General features: G+C 66.8%; 4 protein-coding genes. All 4 read right to left on the bottom strand.

From position 1 onward, the window contains the following. Window positions 1–199: 199 nt before the first annotated feature. On the bottom strand, window positions 200–1,876 hold the full coding sequence (pgi, locus tag QWY76_RS03025; RefSeq protein WP_290309631.1) for a glucose-6-phosphate isomerase: 1,677 nt from the start codon (window positions 1,874–1,876) through the stop codon (window positions 200–202). Between the two features lie 166 nt (window positions 1,877–2,042). Beyond that, complete coding sequence (locus QWY76_RS03020; protein WP_290309630.1) at window positions 2,043–3,383, bottom strand: UDP-glucose dehydrogenase family protein; 1,341 nt, start codon at window positions 3,381–3,383, stop codon at window positions 2,043–2,045. A 180-nt stretch (window positions 3,384–3,563) separates the two neighbouring features. After that, window positions 3,564–4,454 (bottom strand): UTP--glucose-1-phosphate uridylyltransferase, encoded by an 891-nt coding sequence (locus tag QWY76_RS03015; protein WP_290309629.1) that lies wholly within the window; start codon window positions 4,452–4,454, stop codon window positions 3,564–3,566. A gap of 89 nt (window positions 4,455–4,543) precedes the next feature. Continuing rightward, window positions 4,544–5,932, bottom strand: a complete 1,389-nt coding sequence (locus tag QWY76_RS03010; protein WP_290309628.1) for a phosphomannomutase/phosphoglucomutase — start codon at window positions 5,930–5,932, stop codon at window positions 4,544–4,546. Between the last annotated feature and the right edge of the window lie 68 nt (window positions 5,933–6,000).

Here is a 6,000-nt window from a genome sequence, read left to right as displayed (position 1 = left end):
CAGAGCACTGAGCCGGGCGTCGTCGTATCTAGGGGGGGTGGCGACGGGAAATCAACCTTGCGGGTAGTTCTCGGGGTTGCGCTGCTGCCCGCACCAGGCATCCGCCATCCTGGCCGCCAGGTCGCGCCGGGCCTTCCCGCCCGGCTCCCGCTCGGCCATGGCCGGGTCGGCCCGGCAGGCTGCCGCGTCGCCTTAGCCCCTAGCCGGTCAGCCGAGACACCCAGCGCTCGGTCGCGACATCGACAACGGCCTCCTCCGGCGCGACCGCCTCGCCGCCGAGACGTCGATAGAGTGAGCTGGCCAGGCGTTTGCCCAGCTCGACGCCTGGCTGGTCGAAGGGGTTGAGCCCCCACAGCAGGGACTGCACGAACACCTTGTGCTCGTAGAGCGCCAACAGGCTCCCCAGGGCCTCGGGCGTCAGCGATTCCATCACCAGCACGGAGTGCGGCTGATTGCCCCGATATCCCTGCGAGAGAAAGCCTTGCAAGGATGAGGGAATCGCCTCATCGCCGAGCGCCAGCAACTGCGACTGAGCCAGGCAGTTGGCCAGCGTCAGGCGCTGCTGATCCCGCAGGCATGCACCGAGGCGACCGCCCCGGGAGCCATGCCGATGGGCGACCGCCAACAGCTCGGCGCTGACGGTATGGCTGCCTTGATGCAACAGCTGGTAGAAGACGTGCTGGGCATTGGGGCCGACCTCGCCCCACAGGATGGGGCAGGTCGCGCTCTCCACCGGCAGTCCATCCCGAGTACAGCTCTTGCCGTTGGACTCCATTTCCAGCTGCTGCAGGTACGCCGGAAGCGAGGCCAGGCGACTGTCGTAGGGCAGGATGGCATGGCTGGGAATGCCCAGAAACTGGCTGTTCCAGGCACCGATCACGGCGCTCAGCACGGGCAGGTTGTCGCGGCTGGGTGCTTCCAGGAAGTGCCGATCCATGGCATGGGCCCCTTCCAGCAACCCTTCGAAGGCCGGCATACCGATCCGTACCGCCAGGCTCACCCCGATGGCGGACCACAGCGAAAACCGTCCGCCGACGCCTTCACTGAAGGTCAGCTGGTGCGCTTCGGGAATGCCGAACGCCGTCATGCGCTCGGGATAGGCGGAAACGCCGATCAGCTGATGGCGTCGAATCTCGGCCTCACCGGTCTCCAGCGAGGCTTCCAGCCAGGCCAGGGCCGTGTGCAGGTTGAAACTCGTATCCACGGTCGTGAAGGACTTGGAAGCCACGACCAGCAGCGTGGCCGCCGGGTCCAGGCGTTCCATCAGCGGCAGCAGCTGGCCCCCGTCCATGCTCGAGACGAAATGCACCTCGATGGCGCCAGCGTCCCCTTCTTCGGCCAGGGCTTCGCTGACCAGCCGTGGCCCGAGATCGGAACCGCCCACGCCGATATGCACCAGGTGACGGATCGGCCGGCCGGTCGCTCCCTGCCAGCGTCCGGCCCGGATGTGCTCCACGAGTGCCGACATCCGGCGGCGCTGCGCCTGCGCCTCGGCAACGGCCGCTTCACTGCCACTCGGCGGAGGGGACTCCCCCCGCCAGCGCGAGGCGGCATGCCAGGCAGGGCGGCCTTCGGACGGATTGACGATCTCCCCGGCAAACAGCGCCTTGCGCCAGCGATGGAGCTCCCGGCTCTCGGCCCAGTCGACCAGCAGCTGCAGTGCCTCCTGATCCAGGCGCTGCTTGCTGGCGTCCAGCGACAGCGGCCCCCACCGCCAACTCAAGGCCTCGGCCCGCGCCCGGCACAGCCGGGAGCCATCATGGAGCCACATGGCCAGCGGGGTCGTTTGCAACGCCTCGGCCTTGCCGGCCAAACGTTCATGCCATCCCTGTGATTCGCCGATGCGCTCGCGTGGCGACACAGTCTGTTCGTTCATGTCCATTCCCTTGATCACGAAGCTTCCAGATCGATTCGCTGAGCGGCTACGAGTCACCCTCATGGCCCTGTAACACCGCTCAGTCCGTCATTACCGCATCCACCTCGCCTCCCTGCGCGAGAGTTACTACCGTCCGCACGATGGAGGATGCCCCCTGACGGCGGAATCACACCGCCATCAAGGAGTCGCCACGGCCGACGGCGTAGTACAGCAGCCCGGCCTGCTTGACGGCGGCGGGCTCGTAGAGGTTGCGGCCGTCGATCACCACCGGCATGGCCAGCTGCTGCTTCAGCCAGGCGAAGTCGACGGTGCGGAACTCCTTCCATTCGGTGCAGATGACCAGCGCATCGGCGCCCTTCACCGACTGGATGCGGTCGGCCACCAGCACCAGGTCATCGCGTTCGCCATAGATCCGCCGGCACTCCTTCATGGCCTCGGGGTCGAAGGCCTGCACCTTGGCACCGGCCGCCCACAGCGCCTCCATCAGGGCGCGACTGGGGGCATCGCGCATGTCGTCGGTGTTGGGCTTGAAGGCCAGGCCCCACAGGGCGATGGTCTTGCCGTTCAGGTCGCCGTCGAAGGCCTGCTCAAGCTTGGCATAGAGGGTGCCCTTCTGACGGTTGTTGACCGTCTCCACCGCGGTGAGTAGCTCAGCAGGATAATCCACCTCGCCGGCGGTGCGCGCCAGCGCCTGGACGTCCTTGGGGAAACAGGAGCCACCATAGCCACAACCGGGATAGATGAAGTGGTAGCCGATGCGCGGGTCGCTGCCGATGCCACGACGCACCTGCTCCACGTCCGCGCCCAGGCGCTCCGCCAGGTTGGCGATCTCGTTCATGAAGCTGATCTTGGTGGCCAGCATGGCGTTGGCCGCGTACTTGGTCAGCTCGGCGGCGCGCACATCCATGAACATCAGCTTTTCATGGTTGCGGTTATAGGGGGCATAGCACTCGCGCATCAGTTCCTTGACGCGCTCGGCATCGGTGCCCACCACGATCCGCGAGCCCTTGGTGAAGTCCTCGATGGCCGCACCTTCCTTGAGGAATTCGGGGTTGGAGCACACATCGAACTCGAGCGACAGGCCGCGCTCCACCAGTGCCGCGGCCACCGTCTCGCGCACCCGGTCGGCGGTGCCCACCGGCACGGTGGACTTGTCGACGACCACCTTGTACTCGTCCATGTGCTCGCCGATGGTCCTGGCCACCGCCAGTACATACTGGAGATCGGCGCTGCCGTCCTCGTCCGGGGGCGTGCCAACGGCGATGAACTGCAGGCTACCGAAGGCCACCGCATGCTGGGCATCGGTGGTGAACTGCAGGCGCCCGCCCTCCACGTTATGGCGCACCATGGCATCCAGGCCGGGCTCGTAGATGGGGATCTCACCATCACGTAGCCGAGCGACCTTGTCGGCATCTACGTCCATGCACAGCACATCGTGGCCCACATCGGCCAGGCAGGTGCCCGTCACCAGGCCCACGTAGCCCGTACCGAAGATGGTGATCTTCATACCCCTACTCCTGCAGTCAGTTTACTGATCATCTTCATGGAGATCCCTCTCTTGCCGCTGGCCCGACGGTAATGCAACCGACGGGCCAGCGGATTGGATCTTTCACGTATTTCAACTGGCCGGCCGAGTAACGGCACTCTGCACCGGCCAGCAGCCGTGTTCACCTCCGCGAGGAAGCGATCAGGCGGTTGCCTCGGCAGGCTCGCTGAGATTCTCACCGTAGCCGGCCTCTCTGCCCAGCACCGCGTTGGCCTGCAGCCAGCCGGCGATCTGGCCGCAGTCGAAGGAGCGGCCGCGCATGCGGAAGGCATCCACGTCACCGGTCTCCTGGATCAACCGCTCGATGGCATCGGTGAGCTGGATCTCTCCCCCGGCCCCGGGCGGCAGATCCTCGAGCAGCGTCATCACCCGATACGGCAGGATATAGCGGCCGATCACCGACAGACGCGACGGTGCTTCCTCCGGGGCAGGTTTCTCCACCACCCCGGCCATCGTCATCGACGCGCCGGCTCCCGGCTCGTCGCCGCCACAGTCGACGATGCCATAGCTCTGCACCTCCGCCTGCGGCACCGCCTCGACCATGATCTGGGCCCGCAGGGTCTCCCGCCATTGCGTGGCCATGTCGCCCAGATCCACGGCCGACTCGCCGGGCTGAGGCTTGACCAGCACATCGGGCAGGATCACCCCGAACGGCTCGCCCTCCTCGATCAGGTGCGCCGCACAATGCACGGCATGGCCCAGGCCCAGCGCCTGGGGCTGGCGGATGGTGGTCAGCTTGAGCTCCGGCGGCGCAATGGCGCGCAGTTCGTCGAGCAACGCCTGCTTGCCCTTGGCCTCCAGGCTCGCCTCCAGTTCGAAGTGGGTATCGAAGTGATCCTCCACCGCCGACTTGCCGCTGCGGGTGACCAGGATCACCTCATTGAGGCCGGCGGCCAGCGCCTCCTCGACCACGTGCTGGATCAGCGGCCGGTCGACCACCGGCACCATCTCCTTGGGAATCGACTTGCTGATGGGCAACAGGCGAGTGCCGAAGCCAGCCACCGGGATCACGACCTTGCGTAAGGGATTCATGTAAAAAGACTCCAATCGGGTTCACATTCATCCCGGCCGCGCCAATGGCACGGCCGGGGGGATCGTATGAAGCAGGCGGTCCGGTGCTCCTAGTGGGCGGACAGCGCCGGGGCCTCACCCATCGCCTCGGTGAGGTTGGCGACGAAGCGCTCGCGGATCCGCGACATGGCCGACGCGTCCTTGCCCTCGAAGCGCAGCACCAGCACCGGCGAGGTATTGGAGGCGCGGCACAGGCCCCAGCCGTCGTCATAGTCGACGCGCACGCCATCCAGGGTGTTGAGCGTGCCGCCGCCGAAGTCGCCCTCGGTCAGGCGAGCGATGATCGCGAACTTGCTCTCGTCGGTGACCGAGACGTTCACCTCGGGGGTGCTGACGTCCTGGGGGTAGCGCTCGAAGAAGGCGTCGGCATCGAGGTCCTGGCTGGCCAGCACCTCGACCAGGCGTGCCGCGGCATAGAGGCCGTCATCGAAGCCGAGCCAGCGCTCGGTGAAGAAGATATGCCCGCTCATCTCGCCGGCCAGCAGCGCCCCGCTTTCCTTCATGCGCGCCTTGATCAGCGAGTGGCCGGTGCGGTACATCTCGGGCACGCCGCCGGCGCCCTCGATCACCTTGGCCAGGTTGCCGGTGCACTTGACGTCGAAGAGGATGCGCGCGCCCGGGTTGCGCGACAGCAGGTCCTCGGCGAAGGCCATCATCAGCCGGTCCGGATAGATCAGCGCGCCACTCGAGGTGATCACCCCCACCCGGTCGCCATCGCCATCGAAGGCCAGCCCCAGGTCGGCGCGGCCTTCCTTCACGCAACGGATCAGGTCCTCGAGGTTCTCGGGCTTGCCCGGGTCCGGATGGTGGTTGGGGAAGGTGCCGTCGATCTCGGTGTACAGCGAGGTCAGCTCGCAGCCCAACCGCTCGAACAGCTGCGGCGCGAGCTCGCCGGTCACGCCGTTGCCGCAGTCGATCGCCACCCGCAGCGGACGGGCCGGCTTGACGTCGTCGAGGATGCGCGAGAGGTAGGCCTCACGGACGTCGAGCTGGCGATAGCCGCCCGCGTCTTCGGCGGCAACGAAGTCGCTGTCCAGGATCCGCTGATAGAGCGCGGTGATCGCCTCGCCGGAGAGCGACTCCCCGGCCAGCACCGTCTTGAAGCCGTTGTAGTCGGCCGGATTGTGGCTGCCGGTGACCATCACGCCCGAATCGGTGCCTTCCAGCGTCTTGGCGGCGAAGTAGAGCGTGGGCGTGGGCACCATGCCGATGTCGATGACGTCGCGGCCCGCCGCGCGCAGGCCGCGCACCAGCGCCGCACACATTTCCTCGCCGGAGAGGCGCCCATCGCGGGCGACGATGACCGTCGCCTCGCCACGCGCCGCGGCCTCCGAGCCGATGGCGCGGCCGATCAGCTCCACCCACGCCGGGCGCAGCGTATCGCCGACGATGCCACGGATGTCATAGGCCCGAAAGATCGATGCCGGAATTGGTTCCATGTGTCCTTCCTCCATGATGGATGCTGCGAAAGCGGTTCGACTGGTATGAGTAGGCAGGGAAAACGGAG

The organism is Halomonas maura, from assembly GCF_030409305.1.
Taxonomy (GTDB): domain Bacteria; phylum Pseudomonadota; class Gammaproteobacteria; order Pseudomonadales; family Halomonadaceae; genus Halomonas; species Halomonas maura.
Note: the sequence above shows the minus strand (reverse complement) of the source record. Positions and strands in the feature narration are given on the sequence as shown.